The 16800-nt window shown below is 73.1% G+C and carries 13 protein-coding genes and 1 other RNA gene; 2 read left to right on the top strand and 12 right to left on the bottom strand.

The genetic code is table 11. From position 1 onward, the window contains the following. Positions 1 to 856: 856 nt before the first annotated feature. The 5 genes from K7787_RS26180 to K7787_RS26200 form a co-directional block, all read right to left on the bottom strand. Positions 857 to 1528 carry a GNAT family N-acetyltransferase gene (locus K7787_RS26180; RefSeq protein WP_247721300.1) on the bottom strand — a complete coding sequence of 224 codons (672 nt, stop codon included), beginning with the start codon at positions 1526 to 1528 and terminating at the stop codon, positions 857 to 859. 921 nt (positions 1529 to 2449) lie between these two features. Beyond that, positions 2450 to 3622: an acyltransferase family protein gene (locus tag K7787_RS26185; RefSeq protein ID WP_223003161.1), complete on the bottom strand. Its 1173-nt coding sequence runs from the start codon at positions 3620 to 3622 to the stop codon at positions 2450 to 2452. Continuing rightward, the gene (locus K7787_RS26190) at positions 3619 to 5904 is read right to left on the bottom strand and encodes a bifunctional polysaccharide deacetylase/glycosyltransferase family 2 protein (protein WP_282107289.1); all 2286 of its coding nucleotides are present in this window, start codon (positions 5902 to 5904) and stop codon (positions 3619 to 3621) included. The genes K7787_RS26185 and K7787_RS26190 overlap by 4 nt, the downstream gene beginning before the upstream one ends. Before the next feature lie 338 nt (positions 5905 to 6242). Further along, positions 6243 to 7325 carry a translation initiation factor IF-2 gene (locus tag K7787_RS26195; protein ID WP_247721308.1) on the bottom strand — a complete coding sequence of 361 codons (1083 nt, stop codon included), beginning with the start codon at positions 7323 to 7325 and terminating at the stop codon, positions 6243 to 6245. A 156-nt stretch (positions 7326 to 7481) separates the two neighbouring features. Further along, on the bottom strand, positions 7482 to 8450 hold the full coding sequence (locus K7787_RS26200; protein ID WP_223003162.1) for a LysR family transcriptional regulator: 969 nt from the start codon (positions 8448 to 8450) through the stop codon (positions 7482 to 7484). Between the two features lie 83 nt (positions 8451 to 8533). Here K7787_RS26200 and K7787_RS26205 point away from each other — a divergent pair, with 83 nt between their 5' ends. Beyond that, positions 8534 to 9841: an MFS transporter gene (locus K7787_RS26205; protein ID WP_223003163.1), complete on the top strand. Its 1308-nt coding sequence runs from the start codon at positions 8534 to 8536 to the stop codon at positions 9839 to 9841. A gap of 149 nt (positions 9842 to 9990) precedes the next feature. Here the strand turns inward: K7787_RS26205 and K7787_RS26210 are convergent, their stop codons facing one another. The 6 genes from K7787_RS26210 to ftsE form a co-directional block, all read right to left on the bottom strand. Continuing rightward, positions 9991 to 10935 (bottom strand): FG-GAP repeat domain-containing protein, encoded by a 945-nt coding sequence (locus K7787_RS26210; RefSeq protein WP_247721301.1) that lies wholly within the window; start codon positions 10933 to 10935, stop codon positions 9991 to 9993. Positions 10936 to 11226: 291 nt separating this feature from the next. Then, positions 11227 to 11628, bottom strand: a transfer-messenger RNA (tmRNA) gene (ssrA, locus tag K7787_RS26215). Positions 11629 to 11836: 208 nt separating this feature from the next. After that, the gene (smpB, locus tag K7787_RS26220) at positions 11837 to 12316 is read right to left on the bottom strand and encodes an SsrA-binding protein SmpB (RefSeq protein WP_009188900.1); all 480 of its coding nucleotides are present in this window, start codon (positions 12314 to 12316) and stop codon (positions 11837 to 11839) included. A 76-nt stretch (positions 12317 to 12392) separates the two neighbouring features. After that, positions 12393 to 13574, bottom strand: coding sequence for a S41 family peptidase (locus K7787_RS26225; RefSeq protein ID WP_223003164.1), 1182 nt, complete (start codon positions 13572 to 13574; stop codon positions 12393 to 12395). A 69-nt stretch (positions 13575 to 13643) separates the two neighbouring features. Continuing rightward, a complete protein-coding gene (gene ftsX / locus K7787_RS26230; RefSeq protein WP_009188902.1) occupies positions 13644 to 14561 on the bottom strand; it encodes a permease-like cell division protein FtsX in 918 nt (305 codons plus the stop codon). A gap of 32 nt (positions 14562 to 14593) precedes the next feature. After that, positions 14594 to 15283 (bottom strand): cell division ATP-binding protein FtsE, encoded by a 690-nt coding sequence (gene ftsE / locus K7787_RS26235; RefSeq protein ID WP_009188903.1) that lies wholly within the window; start codon positions 15281 to 15283, stop codon positions 14594 to 14596. Positions 15284 to 15540: 257 nt separating this feature from the next. On the opposite strand from ftsE, the gene K7787_RS26240 reads away from it, so the two are divergent. Further along, positions 15541 to 15735 carry a hypothetical protein gene (locus K7787_RS26240; protein ID WP_009188904.1) on the top strand — a complete coding sequence of 65 codons (195 nt, stop codon included), beginning with the start codon at positions 15541 to 15543 and terminating at the stop codon, positions 15733 to 15735. 92 nt (positions 15736 to 15827) lie between these two features. On the opposite strand, the gene K7787_RS26245 is transcribed toward K7787_RS26240, so the two are convergent. After that, entirely contained in the window at positions 15828 to 16580 is a 753-nt protein-coding gene (locus K7787_RS26245; protein ID WP_223003165.1) for an LPXTG cell wall anchor domain-containing protein, read from the bottom strand. Between the last annotated feature and the right edge of the window lie 220 nt (positions 16581 to 16800).

The following is a 16800-nucleotide window of genomic DNA, read 5'->3' on the forward strand; positions in this document are numbered from 1 at the left end:
CCCTTGGGTGGGTTGGTGGGTGGGCGTGGGGCCGCCCGCTTCCGGACGAGTGTCGTGCTTCCGCGGGCCGCGTCAAGGGCGCTCCGCTGCGCTGCGCGTCGGCTGCGCCGATGGCCCTCCGGGCCACCCTTGACCCGGCCCGCTCCAGCACGGGAGGGAAGCGAGCGGGCGGCCGGGGGAGGAGCGGGGTGCCCAGGTGGGTCGGGCCCTCGCGTGAGTTGCGGGGGCGCCCGGAGAAGGGGGCGCGCTCGCGGGGTGGGGGCACGCCGGGCTGGCTAAGCGTCTGACGGATGGATGGGGTGCGGGTTCAGGCCGCATCGGCGGGGGTGGCGGCACGCCGGGCTGGCTAAGCGGGTGACGGGTGGGCGGTGCAGGCCGCACCGGCGTCCCGGCGGCACGCCGGGTCGGCATAGCGGCAGGCGGGGTGGGCCGGGGCGCGGGCACAGACCGCACCCGCAGAGCGGCGGCACGCCGGGTCGGTTCGGCAGCAGCCGGCCGATGGGGTACGGGGCGCAGACCGCACCCGCAGAGCGGCGGCACGCCGGGCCGGTTCGGCGACAGCCGGCCCATGCGGTGCGGGGCGCAGACCGCACCCGCAGAGCGGCGGCACGCCGGTCGGTTCGGCGACAGCCGGCCGACGGGGCGCGGGCACAGGCCGCACCGGCAGAGCGGTGGCACGCCTGGCCGGTTCGGCGGCAGCCAGCCGATGAGGTGCGGGCGCAGGCCGCTTTCGCGGGGGGTGGGGGCGTGTTGAGGAGACGAATGGTGGATGTGGGCCACAGCTGAGGGGGCGGTGCGAACTGGGTCCTCGCCGTGGCCCGAATCCACCATTCATGGCTCAGCCTGCAGTCAGTGATTACTCGACGGGGCCCCGGGCGATCAGGACGTCGGCCTCGTGGCGCCAGCCGAGGGTGGAGTAGAGGCGCTGGCCTTCCTGGCTGGCGATCAGGAGACCGGTGCGGGCGCCCTGGGACACTGCGGCCTCCGCCAGAGCGCTCATCACCGCGCGGCCCAGGCCGCGTCGGCGGTGCGCCGCGTCCGTCTCGATGCGATCGGCGATCGCGTCGCCGCCGACCACGGCAATGGTGCCGCGCGCCGCCATCTCTCCGGAGGGGGCGTGGAGGGAGACAACCGTGACCGGCCCCTCCGTGCGCACCTCTCGCTCGTACGGCGCGGCAGGCTCGTGTTGCGGGTGCTCGGTCAGATCGGTCGTCATCAACCACTCGGACCGCTGGACCAACTCCAGTCCGGCGGCGCCGACAACGGCTTCGACGGTGTCCGGGCGCAGCGTCGGTACCGTCAGCCAAGTGACCTGACGCGCGGTGGCCACGGCTGCCGCCAGCCGCGCCACGGACTCGGGCTCCTCGTCCGCACGCAGCGCGAACACCTCGACCTCGCGGCCGGGTTGGTCGCACTTGGACCGCAGGCCGTCCCCGGCGGGCTCGACGGGCTCGGCCTCGGGCAGCGAGCGCGCGACGGTCCAGCCGTCCAGCCAACGTCCTATCAGCCCTGCCTCGATCTTCGTCATCCGGCGATTAGAGCACGCCCACAATTCCCGGATCGGAGAAAGCCTCCTCCGGCCAGGTGCCATCAAGCCACAAGTCAGGCGGCACCGAGCCGCCAGCCGGTAGCGCCAAGCCGAGACGGCCTGCCGCCGGGCCGCCAACGGGGCTTGTGCCCCGCGGCCTGTGCTCCTTCGCCCATCGCCATCGGCCGGATGCCGCCGAACCGACCGCCGTGCCCTGCTGCCTCTGCTGATGCGGCCTGCGCCCGCACCGCATGGGCCGGCTGTCGCCGAACCGACCCGGCGTGCCGCCGCCTTGCCGGTGCGGTCTGTGCCCGCGCCCCCACCGGCCGCCAGTCGCTGAGCCGCCCCGGCGTGCCGCCGCCTTGCCGGTGCGGCCTGCACCCGCGCCCCCACCCACCCCGCTTGCGCCGCTATGCCGACCCGGCGTGCCGCCGGGACGCCGGTGCGGCCTGTACCGCCCACCCACCGCCCACCCGCCACCCGCTTAGCCAGCCCGGCGTGCCCCCACCCCGCCAACGCGCCCCCACCGCCGGGCACCCCCGCAACTCGCCCAAGGGCCCGACCCACCTCGGCCCCCCCGCTCCTCCCCCGGCCGCCCGCTCGCTTCCCTCCCGTGCTGGAGCGGGCCGGGTCAAGGGTGGCCCGGAGGGCCATCGGCGCAGCCGACGCGCAGCGCCCTTGACGCGGCCCGCGGAAGCACGACACTCCTCCCGGAAGCGGGCGGCCCCACGCCCACCCACCAACCCACCCAAGGGCCACTCCCCATCCCCAACCCCCGGTCCACCCCACACCCCACCCAAGGGCCACTCCCCCACCCGCACCCGCGTCCCACCCGCACCCCACTCCATCCCACCCCCACCCACCAACCCACCCAAAGGTCACTCCACCCAAAGGCCACTCCCCCGCCCCCTCACCCCACCCTCACTTCCCACCCCCGTTCGGCCACAGCCGGGGCTTCCGTTTCGCTGCCGCGTCCTCGATCCAGCCGAAGGCCAGGATCGTCAGCGCTATCAGCGGCCAGACCAGGAGGAACATCCACACCGAGTACGTGGAGTCCAGTACCGACGTCGCCGCGTCGCCCTGGAGGAAGGGCAGGCGGTAGGCCAGGTCGAGCAGCGGGACCGTGGCCGCGATCAGGGCGTTGTGCCAGAGGTAGATCGTGACCGCGCGGTTGTTGGCGAGGGTGATCGGCTTGTCCCAGCGGCGCAGGCGGGGCGGGAGTTCGCGCCAGGACGGGGAGTACTGGAGCAGGATCACCACCACTCCGAAGGACCAGGTGGCCTGCGCGAGCGGGATGTCGTTGAGGTCCCAGCCCTCCGGGCCGAGGTGGCCCGAGGCCCACCACAGGCCGAAGGCCATCACCAGCACCGCGCACGATACCGCCGCGTAGCGCGGGATGCGGCGCAGCATGCCCTCGTGATGGGCGAAGCCGAGGATCCAGCAGCCGCCGTAGACGGCGAAGTCCGTCACCGCGTCGCCCGTCTCGCCGGGGATCGTCACGAAGCCCGTGCCGACCACCGCCGTCAGGGCCAGCGGCGCGAGCAGCGTCGGCCACGGCGCGCGGCGGAACGCCCGCAGCAGCAGCGGCGAGGCCAGCACGAACCACAGGTAGGCGCGCAGGTACCAGAGCGGTCCCGCGGCGTCGTCGGGCCACGTCACGTCCAGCAGCCCCGAGTCGGAGCCCAGGCTCGCGGGGTAGGGCGGGGCGCCCACCGGGACGACGTACTCCAGGAGTTTCGGCAGGCCGCGTACGCCCCCGAGGTCCGGGTCCCGCGCCGGGTTCCAGCCGGCGTACAGCATCAGGGGCAGGAGGACCGCGGCGAACGCCCACAGCGGAGGCAGCAGCCGCCGCAGCCTGCCCTTGATCACGCCGACGGCCGGGCGTTTCAGGGAGCGGGCCATCAGGGAGCCGGCCAGGGCGAACATCACGCCCATGGACGGGAACAGCACCGTCAGCCAGCCCCAGCCGAAGAGGTGGTAGGCCACCACGCGGAGCAGGGCCAAGGCGCGCAGCAGGTCCAGGTAGCGGTCGCGGCCGGGGGCCGGTTCGCGGGGGTGGTCGGCGGTGGTCTCGGGGGTCAGTGCCTGGGTCATGCCACCGGCCTCCCGTCGCCCGCCCGGCCGGTCACGACGTCCGCCGCCCGGTCGGCCGCGGCACCCGTACGGTCGGTCCCGGCACCCGTACGGTCGATCCCGATGGTCGTACCGTCGGTCCCGGCAGCCGTACCGTCGGTCCCGATGGCCGTACCGTCGGTCCCGGTGGCCGACTTCGCCGCCGCGCCCGCGCGTTCGCGCGGTACCGGACCGCCGGGCGCCTCCACCACGCCCGTGCGGCGCAGCTTCTGCCAGCGCAGCCGGCCGCCGGTCAGTGCGGTGATCCAGGACTGGAGCAGCACGACGTACATGAGCTGGCGGTAGAGGATCTGCTGCAACGGCAGTGAGATCAGGTGCGTCATGCGTTCCCGGTCCAGCCGGAAGGCGTACGCCGCGCAGACCGCCTGGATCGCGAGGACGCCCAGCCACGCCACGATCGTCTTCTGCGTCGGGCCGAACACGACGCCGTAGAGCAGGAAGATGTCGATCAGCGGGGCGAGCAGCGGGGCCACCACCATGAACAGGGAGACCAGCGGCAGGCCGACCCGGCCGAAGCGGCCGGAGGGGCCGCGGTCCAGCAGGGCGCCGCGGTGCTTCCAGATCGCCTGCATGGTGCCGTAGGACCAGCGGTAGCGCTGGGACCACAGCTGCTGGACGGATTCGGGGGCCTCGGTCCAGGCGCGGGCGTTCTCCGCGTAGACGACGCGCCAGCCGGCGCGGTGCATCGCCATGGTGATGTCGGTGTCCTCGGCGAGGGTGTCCTCGCTCATGCCGCCGACCTCCTGGAGGGCGGAGCGCCGGAACGCGCCGACCGCGCCGGGGATCGTCGGCATGCAGCGCAGCACGTCGTACATCCGGCGGTCGAGGTTGAAGCCCATCACGTACTCGATGTGCTGCCAGGCGCCGATGAGCGAATCGCGGTTGCCCACCTTGGCGTTGCCGGCGACCGCGCCGACCCGCGGGTCGCCGAAGGGCTGGACGAGTTCGCGGACGGTGGAGGGTTCGAAGACGGTGTCGCCGTCCATCATCACGATCAGGTCGTGCGAGGCGTGGGCGATGCCCCGGTTGAGGGCGGCCGGCTTGCCCGCGTTGCGCTGGCGCACCACCCGTACGCCGGGCAGGTCCAGGGCCTCGACGATGTCCGCCGTGCCGTCGGCCGAGCCGTCGTCGATGACCAGCACCTCGACGGGATGCTCGCTCGCCATCAGGGAACGGACCGTGTTCTCGATGCACTTGGCCTCGTTGTACGCCGGCACCAGCACCGAGACGGGTTCGGTGACCGGCGCTCCCCAGCGGAAGCCGCGGCGGCGCACCCGGCGGGCGTGCGCCCCGGAGAGCAGCAGCATCAGCGCGAACCGGGCGATGACCAGGCCGCCGACCAGGGCGAGGCAGACGCCGAGGCCGTCGGTGAGGCCGTCGGCGGCTTGGACCAGGAAGATCCACGCCTTGCCCTTCCACAGGCCGACGCCGGTGACCGGGGTGAGCGCGCTGGGCGCGCCGAGCGCCTCGGTGAGGTTGTCGAACCGGTAGCCCTTCGCCTGGAGTTCGGGCAGGTAGCGGTCGAGGGCCTGGACCGTCTGGTGGCGGTCGCCGCCGGAGTCGTGCATGAGGACGACCGCGCCCTCGCCGTCCTTCGGGGTGGCGTTGCGGATGATCCGCGCGATGCCGGGCTTCTGCCAGTCCTCGCTGTCGGCGGTGTTGACGACGGTGATGTAGCCGCGGCTGCCGATGTACCGGGTCACCGGCCAGGAACGGTTGTCCATGGCGTCGGCGAAGGAGGAGTACGGCGGCCGGAACAGCGAGGTGCGCACGCCGGCGGCGCCGGTGATGGCGAGCTGGGTCTGGGACAGCTCCCAGTCGATGCGGCTCTTGGACTGGTAGGAGAGGTCGGGGTGGTTGAAGGTGTGCACGCCCACCTCGTGGCCCTCGGCGACCATCCGCCGGACCAGGTCGGGGTAGCGGGAGGCCATGGTGCCGGTGACGAAGAAGACGGCGTGCGCGTGGTGCTTCTTGAGCACGTCCAGCACCCTCGGCGTCCACGTCGGGTCGGGGCCGTCGTCGAAGGTGAGGACGAGCCGGTGGTCGGGCACGCGCAGGCTGGTGGTCTGCCCGTGCCGGGTGTCGATGACCGGGCCGCCGTCGAGGATGCTCTGCGGCACCTTGTCGGTGGCGGCCTCGGGCCGGATGCGGTGGTCGGCCAGGATCTCGCTGTGCACATAGCCGCGCAGCATCAGCATCGCCATCAGCACGGCCAGCACGAGCAGGGGCAGGAGCAGCCGCAGGGGCGGGCGCAGCCGCCGGCGGGAGCGGGCGCGGGTGCGGGCACCGGCCCTGCCCCGGGCGCCGGCCCGGGGGCCGGGGGCGGTGCCGGCGGAGGTGCCGGTGCGGCGCGGTGAACGGCCGCCGTGGCGGCGGGTGTTCGGGGCGGCCGCGTCCGGGGCAGGCCGCGCGTCCGACGCGTGTCCCGCCGCGTCCGGTGTGCCGTCGGTCTGGGGGTTTCCCGTCCGGGGGTTTCCCGTCCGGGGGTTTCCGGTCCGGGGGTCTCCCGTCCGGGGGTTTCCCGTCCGGGTGTTTCCGGTCTGGGGGTTTCCGGTCCGGGTGCGCCGGACGTGGCCCGCCATCAGGCCACGGTCCGGGAGGCCGTACCGGAGGACTGGGCGCCGGACCCGGTGCCGGCGCCGTCGGCCGGGGAGCCGGTGGGGCCGGGCGGGGAGGCCGGGCCGGGGGCCGTCGTCGGGCCGGGGGCGCCGGTGGCCGCCGGTTCGCTGCTGACCGGTACCGGGCTGCTCGGGCCGTCCGCGACCGTGCCGGGCGCGTTGGTCACGGCGCCGCCGCTCCCGCCCGAGGTGCTGCCGCCGTCACCGCTGCCGCCGCCCGGGGTCGTCGTCGGGTCGGGCGCGGTCGAGCCGCCCCCGCCGCTCGGGGTCGGGTCGGGCGGTGTGGTGGCCGGAGGGGGCGTCGGGGCGGTCGTCGGACCGGCCACGCCGCCGGCCGGCGGTTTGGTCCTGCCGGTCGCCGTGGCGGTCGGCTTGGCGCCGGGTGTGGCGCCGGGCTTGTGCGGCCCGGCGGAGGTGGAGGGCGCCGGTGTCCCGGCTCCGGTGCTGGGCTTGGCGCTGCCGGTGCCCTTGCCGGCGCCGGGCGCGGATATCCCGGGCGCCCCGGGCAGTACCGGGGCGCCGGGTACGGCGCCGTCGCCCATGCCGGGCGGCAGGGCCGACTCCGAGGGCTCGGGCGAGGTCTCGACCTTGCTCGCCGGTTTGTCGTCGGCCTGGCCCGGCACCGGCAGCCAGGGCGCGTTGGAGTTGCCGGAGACGAGGGTGACGGCGATGACGACGGCGTAGGCCCCGCAGGAGAGTCCGACGGCCATGCCGATCCGCCGGAAGCGGCGGCTGCGGCGGCCGGACTCGTCCACGAAGACCGGCCCGTCGGAGCCGCCGGGCGGGCCGTCGGAGCCGCGGGCGGCGTCCGCCCCGTCCGCTCCGGCCTCCGCGCGGTCGAGCCGCACGGTCAGTTCGGCCGGGTCGGCGGCGTCGGGTCCGGACCGCTCCCACGGGTCCTCGACCCGCAGCGCCGGTACGGCGGCGGTCTCCGGGAACCGCTGGGCCTCGCCGCCGGCGTCACCGGTGCCGAGAGCGGGTGCGGCTCCGGTCGCCGAAGCGGCCACGGGCCATTCGAGTTGGGCTTGTTCCAGCCCCTTTTTCACGCGCACGTAAGTCCCCCACGGGAGTGTTGCGGGTGCGCATACGACCCCGAGCTCCCGTCGCCGGAACAGGCCCCCACCTGCCCGAGCGCCCCCCTTGTCCCACGTGCTCGGCGGTCACGAACGTAGTGTGCGCAAGGGGGGAGAAAAGCGGAAAGATCAATCTTGAACGGAATTGACCGATACGTCGATGGCTGGAATCCATCCGTTTTCGGGTCGCCGTAGCCAGCCCTCCTCCGCCGCCAGTTCCGCCGCCGCGCGCCGCACCGCGTCCAGCGCCGGATGCGCCAGTCCCCTGCGCCACACCAGCGACACCGGGGACAGCGGCACGGGGTCGACGAGGGGCCGTACGACGGTGCGCGGCAGGGGCGGGAAGCCGACCACCGCGAGCACCGGATGGCCGGTCTTCGCCATCAGCCGTTCGAACTCCTCCACCCCGACGGCCAGCGGCGCGGGCGGCGCCACCGCGATGCCGCGCCCGGCGAAGAGGCGGTGCGCGAGGTCGGTCCACTCCGGGGTACGGGGGTTGCCGGCGCCCGCGTACACCGTCTCGCCGGCCAGCGCGGCCAGCGGCACCTCGGGCAGCGCGGCCAGCCGGTGGGCCTCGGGCAGCGCGATCGCCATCGGCTCGTAGCGGACGGGCTGGTGGGCGAGGCCGGCCCGCAGCGCCGGGTCCAGGCCCGCGTACCGGCCGAAGGACGCGTCGAGGCGGCCCGCCAGCAGCTCCGTGGCCGCGCCGGTGAGACCGCTCTCGAAGCGGGCCATGATCTCGTGCTCGGGGGCGAGTTCGCGCGCCCGCCGCAGCACGCGGTGGCCGGTGGCCAGGCCCGGCGAGTTGAGGTCGAGGAAGAGCGGGCGGGCCTGTCCGAAGGCGGCCAGCAGCTCGTCCTGGGCGGCCAGCACCCGGCGCGCGTACGGCAGCAGCCGCTCGCCGTCGGCGGTCAGGGTCACCTGCCGGGTGGTGCGCACGAACAGCTCGGCCCCCAGCTCCCGTTCCAGCCGCCGTACGTCCCGGCTGAGGGCCTGCTGGGCGACGTACAGCCGGACGGCGGCGCGCGTGAAGTGCAGTTCCTCGGCCACGGTGACGAAGGCCCGCAGCAGCCGCGGGTCCAGATGGGGGACGGACATGCGGCGAACTTACAACGCGGGTGCGTCAATCGGCCCCGAACAGGTGTTGGACCCCGCGTCCCGCCCCGGGCGACGGTGAGCCCATGCCACCGAGGACGCCCGAAGCCCCCGAACGCACCGACAGCCCCGACCCCACCGGCCCCACCGGCCCCACCGGCCCCACCGGCTCGATCGAACCCACCGCCGGTACGCCGGCCGAACCCCCCTCCGCCCCGCCCGCCCCCTCCTACCGTCGCCTCTTCGCCCTCCCCGGCGCCCGTGCCTTCACCGTCGGGAACCTGGTGGCCCGGCTGCCGTCGGGCATGTTCGGGGTGAGCGCGGTGGTGATGATCGCGGGGGCACGCGGCTCGTACGCCCTCGCCGGGGCCGTCACGGCCACCGGCCTGGCGGCGACGGCGGTGACCGCGCCCTGGATCGCCCGTCTGGTGGACCGCCACGGCCAGGCCCGCGTCGCGGTGCCGGCCACGGTCTGCGCGGTGCTGGGCAGCCTGGCGCTGTTGGTGTGCGTACGCTGCGGCGCGCCCGACTGGACGCTCTTCGCCGCCTACGCCGCCACCGCGACCACCCCCAACACCGGCGGCATGTCCCGGGCCCGCTGGGCGCACCTGCTGCGCGGCGACCCCGCCGCCCTGCACACCGCGAACTCCTTCGAGCAGGCGGCCGACGAGCTGTGCTTCATGCTGGGCCCGGTCCTCGCGGCCTTCCTCACCGGCACGTTCTTCCCGGAGGCGGGCACGCTGACCGGGGCGGTGCTGCTGTTGACCGGCACGCTGCTGTTCACCGCGCAGCGCGCCACCGAACCGCCGGCCGGGGGCGGCAGCACCGGCAGGGCGCCGCTGCGCGCCCCGGGCATGCCGGCCCAGCTCGCCGTGTGCCTGGCCCTGGGCGCGGTGTTCGGCGCGATGGAGGTCGTCACGGTGGCCTTCGCCGACGACCGGGGGCACCGGTCGGCGGCGGGCGTGGCGCTGGGGCTGCAGGCGGCCGGGTCGTGCCTGGCCGGGCTGGTGTACGGGGCGCTGCGGCCCGGCGGTCCGGCCGCGCGGCGGCTGCCGTGGTGCGTGGCCGCGATGACGGCGCTGATGACCCTGCCGCTGCTGGCCGCCGCCCTGACCGGCTCGATGCTCGCGCTGTCCGGCGCGCTGCTCGTCGCCGGTACGGCGACGGCGCCGACCATGGTCACCAACATGGCCCTGGTCCAGCAGCGCACCCCCGCGGGCCGCCTCAACGAGGGCATGACCCTGGCGGTGACGGGCCTGCTCGGCGGCATCGCCTGCGGCAGCGCGACGGGCGGCTGGGGGGCGGAGCACCTGTCGCCGACGGCCGGGTACGGGGTGCCGGTGACGGCGGCGGCGGTGGCGCTGGTGATCAGCGTCGCCCGGCGCACCGGGTGACCACGGGGACGCGGCGGAAGGGGACCGCTTCCCCGGCGCGGAGCGGAAGGGAACGGGCCGCCCCCTGGTGTGTGGGGGGCAACGGGACGGGCCGCCCCCGGTGTGGGAGCGGCCCGTCCTCGTGCCTGCCCGAAAGGCAGGAGGGTCGGTCAGAACAGCAGACGGTAGGTGTTCCAGCCGCTGGTGCCGATCTTCACCCGGGAGGCGTACGGGGCGGAGGCGTTGCCCGTGCCCTTGTACAGGTACAGCGCGCCGGTCTTGTCGCGGGCGACCAGGTCGGTGATGCCGTCCAGGTTGATGTCGCCGACGGAGACGATGCTGTTGTAGGTGTTCCAGCCGCCACCGATCTTGGTGCGCGGAGCGAAGGGTGCCTTGTAGTTGCCGGTGCCCTTGTACAGCCACAGGACGCCGGAGCTGTCCTTGGCGACGATGTCGTCCTTGCCGTCACCGGTCAGGTCGCCCTTGCCGGTGATGTCGGTGTAGATGTTCCAGCCGCCGCCGACCTTGTAGCGCGAGGCCAGCTTGCCGGTGCCGTAGCCGAGGTACAGGTACAGCGTGCCGGAGCTGTCGCGGGCCAGCAGGTCGTCGGCGGCGGCGCCGCCGAGGTTGCCGGCCGAGAGCAGACGGTTGTAGATGTTCCAGCCGTTGCCGATGAGCGCGGGGGTGCCGTCCCATGCCGTCCAGTACAGCTGGCCGTCGGTGACGTCCCACAGGCCGTCCGCGGAGCCGTCCGCGTCCTGGTCCGCCTGCGTGATGAAGCGGGAGGCCTTCCAGCCCGAGCCGGAATCCATACGGGAGCTCAGGCCGCCCTTGCCGTTGGGCGGGTATCCCCACAGCTCGCCGTTGCCGTCCACGCCGTACAGGGCGTTGACCTGGGCGACCTTGAGCCCGGTGACGCCGAACTTCGACACGCCCGACGGCTGGGCGTGCGTGGTGGCCTGGGCAGCGGTGCGGCTGGGCGCGTCCGCCGCCGACGCGGCGGACGTACCGGTCGCGACCAGCGCGGCGGCGAGCACCGCCACGGTGCCGCGCGCCACCGCGCGGCGCGCCTTCAGGCCGGAGCTTTTGACCACGAGGGTCCTCCATTGGGTCATGAGGAGGGGCCGTGCGGCCGGGTGCGGCCGGCACGACCCGCAGATGCACCTTGATCCTCGCAGGTGTCGTTTACATGCCAACCGGATTTCCGCGCCCTGTACCGAAGCGGGACGGAAGCGGGACGGAAGTGCGACAGAAGTGCAACAGGGAGGCGTACAACCTTTTCGGTGGCCCCAGTGACGACGCATCAGGCATACCGGCCGCACGCACGACAAGGCCGCGCGCACGACAAAGGCCCCGGCGCTCGGAAGCGACGGGGCCTTTGTCCACATGGGGTACCCGGTGTGGGTGAGTGGAGATGGCGGGAATCGAACCCGCGTCCAACGGTGCGGAATCAGGGCTTCTCCGTGTGCAGTCCGCTTCGCTTTTCTCGGCCCCGGAGATCACGCGGACAAGTCTCCGACGGGCTCAGTCACTGTGTGGTTTCCCTCTTCACCCCGTGACCGGGATCAAGGTTTAGTCCCCTAGTCGATGCCAGGATCCGGGTCGGGAACATCCCCGGGCTGACACTCCCTTGAGTAGGAGGCTCGCGATCGCTACCTGAGATCAGGCAGCGAGGGCGAAGGCCTGCTGGGAGGAATCGCGCTTGGTGTTGGCGATTATTTTTTTCGGCCTGTGGTTTACGAGATCATGGCCGCTTCCTCGACACGCTTCCCCTGCTTCGACAGCCGCTGTCGAAACCGATCATCCCCATGTTGTTTTTTCAAAACCCTCCGAGGAGGGCCCCTCCGGAGAGGGGGCTCGCACCGGCCTCGCGGTGCTTGTGCCATCGTACGTGACCAACGCGGGTCCTTGCCAGCTTATTCCCGGCGCCCGCCCGTGGCGGTCACCCCGCCGTGGCATCCAGGTCAACGCCATGGGCCGCCGGGACATTCCCGGGGCGGGATCTGCCGGCGGGCCCTACGCGCGCTGCTTGCGCCGGACCGCCGACATCGCGCGCTCCGCCTCCCGGCGGTCCTGCTTCTCGCGCAGGGTCTGCCGCTTGTCGTACTCCTTCTTGCCCTTCGCCAGCGCGATCTCGACCTTGGCGCGGCCGTCCTTGAAGTACAGGGCGAGGGGCACGATCGTGTGACCCGTCTCCTGGGACTTGGCCTCCAGCTTGTCGATCTCCAGCCGGTGCAGCAGCAGCTTGCGCTTGCGGCGGGCGCTGTGGTTGGTCCAGGTGCCCTGGCTGTACTCGGGCACGTGCACGTTGTGCAGCCACGCCTCGTGGCCGTCCAGCTGGACGAAGCCGTCCACCAGCGAGGCCCGTCCCTGGCGCAGCGACTTCACCTCGGTGCCGGTGAGGACCAGTCCGGCCTCGTAGGTGTCGAGGATGAGGTAGTCGTGCCGCGCCTTCTTGTTCTGCGCGATCAGCTTGCGCCCTTTTTCCTTAGCCATAGTGCGCCCATTTTTGCACTACGGGGCCGCCGCGCGGAAAGGGTATTCGGCGCGGGCCGGGCGGGGCGCGCGCAGGCTACGACGGGTCGCCGAGGCCCGTGAGGACCGTCTCGGCCCGTTTCACCGCGTCGCCGTCCGCGGGCAGGTCCGGGGTGATGCCCCGGCCGTCCACGGCGCGCCCCGCCGGGGTGCGGTAGTGGCCCACGGTCAGCTCGGCGACGGACCCGTCGGGCAGCCGGCTCGGCATCTGCACGGAGCCCTTGCCGAAGGTGCGCGAGCCCACGACGACGGCCCGCCCGCGGTCCTGGAGGGCGCCGGTGAGCAGTTCGGCGGCGCTCATCGTGCCGCCGTCGACCAGCGTGACCAGGGGTTTGGTGGTGTCGCCGCCGGGCTCGGCGTGCAGGGCGCGCTGCTCGCCGTCGACGTCGTAGGTGGCGACGAGGCCGCCGTCGAGGAAGGCGGAGGCGGCGCCGACGGCCTCGGTGACCAGGCCGCCGGAGTTGCCGCGCAGGTCCAGGATGACGCCCTGGCCGGCCGGTGAGCGGCGCACCGCGGCGCGGACCTGGTCGCCGGCGCCCTTGGTGAAGGCGGAGATCCTGATGACGGTCACGCCGCCGGCGAGCCGCCGTACGGTGACCGAGTCGGTGGACAGGCGGGCGCGGCGCAGGGTCCGGGTCCACTGGCGGTCGCCGCGCTGGAGGCCGAGGGTGACGGGGGTCCCGGCGGGCGCGTCGTCGGCGTCGCCGCGCAGTAAGGAGACGACCTCGGTGACGGGCAGCCCGTCGGTCTTCTCGCCGTCCACGCTGCTCAGCCGGTCGCCCGCGCGGATCCCGGCGTCGGCGGCGGGCGAGCCGGTCTGCACCTTGGTGACGTCGATGCGGCCGTCGCGCTCGCGCCGCGCCCACAGGCCGACGCCGGTGTACCGGCCGTCCAGCGCCTCCTGGAACTCCTGGTAGTCGCCCGGGGAGTAGACGGCGCCCCAGCGGTCGCCGCTGCGGCTGACGGCCCGTTCGGCGGCCTCCATGGGGGACTTGCCGGCGGCCATCGCCTCGGCGGCGGCCCGCGTCACCTGTTCCTGGGCGGCGGCGGGGGCCGAACGGACCGTCTCCGTCGAGGACTTGCGCTCGCCGGCGGCGGACCGCGCGCCGGGCAGCGACCCGGTCGCCGCGCCGGCCACGAGCACTCCGGCGAAGACCAGGGTCAGGGTCGCCCCGGCGCGGGGGCGGCGGGGCTGACAGAAGAGGTCACGGCCGGGCATGCCGGTGAGTGTAGGACAACGCCCCGGGGCCGTACGCCGGGTTGACCCGTACGGCCCCGTTGGCATCCGTCACACCTTCAGGTACTTGCGCAGCGCCAGAAGACCGGCAAGGGCCGGGATCAGGAAGCTCACCGCGAGGATGAGCGGGATCTTGGTGATGACGGCGTCCCAGCCGACGAAGTTGATGAGCGGCAGCTTCGTGGACAGCGACACTCCGTGGTCGATCACGAAGTACTGCACGACCACCAGGAAGGAGGAGGCGAGTATGCCGCCGATGAGCCCGGCGACGGCGGCCTCCATGATGAACGGCGCCTGGATGTAGAAGCCGGAGGCGCCCACCAGGCGCATGATGCCCGTCTCCCGTCGCCGGCTGAACGCGGAGACGCGCACGGTGTTGACGATCAGCAGCATCGCCACGGTGAGCATCACCGCCATCACGCCCCGCGCGGCCAGGTTCAGATAGCCGAGCAGGGTGAAGAGGTTGTCCAGGATGCTCTTCTGGTCCTGCACGGACTGCACGCCGTCACGGCCGTTGAAGGCGCTGGCGATGACCTGGTACTGCTCGGGGTTCTTCAGCTTGACGCGGTACGACTCCTGCATCTGGTCCGGCGTGATGGAGGCGGCCAGCGGGGAGTTGCCGAACTGCTCCTTGTAGTGCTTGTACGCCTCGTCCTGGGACTCGTAGGTGACCTTGTCCACCACCGTCATCTTCTGCAGGTCCGCGAGGATCGACTTCTTCTGGTCCTCGGTGACCGCGCCCTTGGCGCAGTTGGGGTCGGACTCCGCGTTGCTCTTGTTGCAGAGGTAGATGGACACGTTGATCTTGTCGTACCAGTAGCCCTTCATCTTGCCGACCTGGTCGCTCAGCAGGAGCGACCCGCCGAACAGGGCGAGCGACAGGGCGACGGAGACGATGACGGCGAACGTCATCGTCAGGTTGCGGCGGAGACCGACACCGATCTCCGACAGGACGAACTGGGCGCGCATGGCGTCTGGTCAAGCCTTTCCGAGTGGACTCTTCAGTGCTGGTAGCCGTAGACGCCGCGTGCCTGGTCGCGGACGAGGCGGCCCTTCTCCAGCTCGATGACGCGTTTGCGCATCTGGTCCACGATGTTCTGGTCGTGGGTGGCCATCACCACGGTGGTGCCCGTCCGGTTGATCCGGTCGAGCAGCTTCATGATGCCGACGGAGGTCTGCGGGTCGAGGTTGCCGGTGGGCTCGTCGGCGATCAGCAGCTTGGGCCGGTTGACGAAGGCCCGGGCGATGGCGACGCGCTGCTGCTCACCACCGGACAGCTCGCCCGGCATCCGGTCCTCCTTGCCGCCGAGCCCGACGAGGTCGAGCACCTGTGGCACGGACTTGCGGATCTCGCCCTGCGACTTGCCGATGACCTCCTGCGCGAAGGCGACGTTCTCCGCCACCGTCTTGTTGGGCAGCAGGCGGAAGTCCTGGAACACCGTGCCCAACTGGCGGCGCATCTGCGGCACCTTCCAGTTGGACAGGCGCGCGAGGTCCTTGCCCAGGACGTGCACCTGGCCGTGGCTGCACCGCTCCTCGCGGAGGATGAGCCGCAGGAAGGTGGACTTTCCGGAGCCGGAGGATCCCACGAGGAAGACGAACTCGCCCTTCTCGACCTCCAGGGAGACATCCCTGAGGGCGGGGCGGGTCTGCTTGGGGTAGACCTTGGACACGTTGTCGAATCGGATCACGGATGCACCACGGGTCGCCGGGGGTAGATGAGCGTGACCATACGCGAGTCAGGTGCGCCCGCGCAGTCGCCGGTACGGGTTGCGGGACAGTTGTACGGTTTGTCCGGGGCCTCGGACGCGTACGGGTACGCGGGGAGCACGGGGCTTTCGGGGACCCCGCGCTGAAAGCCGGGGAACCTGGCATTGTGGAGAGGGGAACGTTCGCGCGTCCGCGGGCGTTGTCCAGGTGTGACCGGCGGTGCAAGGAGGGCGAGCGCATGACGTACGACCGGTTGGTGTGCGCGAACTGCGCGGCGCCCGTGAGCGAGGGCCGGTGCCCGGTGTGCCGTGCGAACCGCGAGCGGCTGCAGCAGGAGAACAACTTCCTCGCGGGACTGAACCCGATGGCGCTGATCGCGCTGCTGGCGGTGCTGATCGCCGCGGTGGCGCTGCTGGCGCACCAGACGGCGTAGCGGGGCGGCAAGCGAGCGAGGGGCCCGGAGCGGTGTGCTCCGGGCCCCTCGGCGTCAGTCGCCGCACACGCCCCGTGGGGCGGTGGTCACGCTCAGGCGGCGGCGCCGTCGCGGCCGGCCATGACGCGCGGCAGCACCCGGAAGCCGATGCCGCCGGCGATCATCGTCGCGGCGCCGATCAGCAGGAACGTGGTCTCGCCGGCGCCGGTCTCGGCCAGCTCCTTGCCGTTGCCGTTGCCCTGCGGCGCGGTGTTCGTGCTCTCGCCGGTGTCGGTGAGGGCCGAGGTGCCCTGCTCCTGCGGGGCGGCGCCGCCGCCGTCCGGGGTGGTGCCGCCGGTGGTGCCGGAACCGCCGGTGCCGTTGCCGCCGCCGGTGCCGCCCTGGTTGCCGCCGGTGCCGTTGCCGCCACCGTTGCCGCCCTGGTTGCCGCCGGTGCCCTGGTCGCCGCCGTTGCCGCCCTGGTCGCCGCCGTTGCCGTTGCCGCCGTTGCCGTTGCCCGGCTGGGTCGGGGTGCTGCCGCCGTCGCCCGGCTGGGTCGGGGTGCCGCCGTCGCCCGGCTCGGACGGAGTGCCGCCGTCGCCCGGCTCGCTCGGGGTGCCGCCGTCACCGGGCTCGGACGGAGTACCGCCGTCGCCCGGCTCGGACGGCGTGCCGCCGTCACCGGGCTCGGACGGGGTGCCACCCGAGTCGTCGCAGGTGGGGTCGATCACGATGTCGCACGGCGTCGGCTCGCTGCCCGGGCCCGGGTCGGCCGAGGCGACGCCCGCGACCATCAGCGAAGCACCCGCGGCGACGATCGCGCCCGCCGCTATGCGCGCGACACGGATCCGCGTCTTCTTTGTCATGTAGTTGCTACCCCCAGTAGCTGATCGTCGATGAGGCCGCGCTCGGGGCCGTGATCGACGGAGGTAGCTGTGCGAATGGAGCCCCCCGGTTCACATGCGCCCCGCAGATACGCATGCCGCGCTTAACCCTTCCCATAATTCAAAGCAACGTCAAGGTCGTTGCGTACGCGATGTCCTGGTACGCGTTCTTTGCCGGAGGAATTGGGATATGAAGGTGACG

The sequence above is a fragment of the Streptomyces sennicomposti genome, assembly GCF_019890635.1.
In the GTDB taxonomy this organism is placed as follows: Bacteria; Actinomycetota; Actinomycetes; order Streptomycetales; family Streptomycetaceae; genus Streptomyces; species Streptomyces sennicomposti.

Bases quoted from the DNA above. Each gene is read 5' to 3' on its own strand.
- K7787_RS26225 (WP_223003164.1), bottom strand. From the start codon at position 13,574: ATGCCCGGCCGTGACCTCTTCTGTCAGCCCCGCCGCCCCCGCGCCGGG.
- K7787_RS26180 (WP_247721300.1), bottom strand. From the start codon at position 1,528: ATGACGAAGATCGAGGCAGGGCTGATAGGACGTTGGCTGGACGGCTGG.
- K7787_RS26240 (WP_009188904.1), top strand. From the start codon at position 15,541: ATGACGTACGACCGGTTGGTGTGCGCGAACTGCGCGGCGCCCGTGAGC.
- K7787_RS26210 (WP_247721301.1), bottom strand. From the start codon at position 10,935: ATGACCCAATGGAGGACCCTCGTGGTCAAAAGCTCCGGCCTGAAGGCG.
- K7787_RS26185 (WP_223003161.1), bottom strand. From the start codon at position 3,622: ATGACCCAGGCACTGACCCCCGAGACCACCGCCGACCACCCCCGCGAA.
- K7787_RS26205 (WP_223003163.1), top strand. From the start codon at position 8,534: ATGCCACCGAGGACGCCCGAAGCCCCCGAACGCACCGACAGCCCCGAC.
- K7787_RS26245 (WP_223003165.1), bottom strand. From the start codon at position 16,580: ATGACAAAGAAGACGCGGATCCGTGTCGCGCGCATAGCGGCGGGCGCG.
- K7787_RS26200 (WP_223003162.1), bottom strand. From the start codon at position 8,450: ATGTCCGTCCCCCATCTGGACCCGCGGCTGCTGCGGGCCTTCGTCACC.
- ftsX (WP_009188902.1), bottom strand. From the start codon at position 14,561: ATGCGCGCCCAGTTCGTCCTGTCGGAGATCGGTGTCGGTCTCCGCCGC.
- smpB (WP_009188900.1), bottom strand. From the start codon at position 12,316: ATGGCTAAGGAAAAAGGGCGCAAGCTGATCGCGCAGAACAAGAAGGCG.